This is a genomic window from Pseudomonas sp. 8209, from assembly GCF_028682105.1.
Taxonomy (GTDB): Bacteria; Pseudomonadota; Gammaproteobacteria; order Pseudomonadales; family Pseudomonadaceae; genus Aquipseudomonas; species Aquipseudomonas palmensis.
The window spans coordinates 1-290 of the sequence record NZ_JANIAH010000037.1; the positions used below are offsets into that span (position 1 = coordinate 1).

1 protein-coding gene is annotated in these 290 nt (G+C 68.3%); it reads left to right on the forward strand.

Translation table 11 applies throughout. The features are described 5' to 3' along the window. Nucleotides 1–290: DUF2345 domain-containing protein (locus NP552_RS25895; RefSeq protein WP_274097333.1), on the forward strand; the 290-nt coding region annotated here is incomplete at both ends.

Consider the following 290-nt stretch of genomic DNA (forward strand, 5'->3'; position numbering starts at 1 on the left):
GCGGGCGATCAGGACGAGGTGGCCAAGGCCCTGCATGCGCAGCACCAGGGCATCGTCGGCAGCGGCCCGACCAACCAGAGCGCCAACGAATTTCCCGAGTTCAGCGAACCGCACCTGGTGCTGGCCAGCCCGGCGGGCATCGCCCTGACCACGCCGCGCTCGACGCATGTCGCGACCGGTGAACACCTGGCGTTGAGCAGCACCGGGCATACGAGCCTGTCGATCGGCAAGCGGCTGTTGGCCAGTGCCAGCCAGGGCATGCGGTTGTTCGTGCAGAACATGGGCTGGCG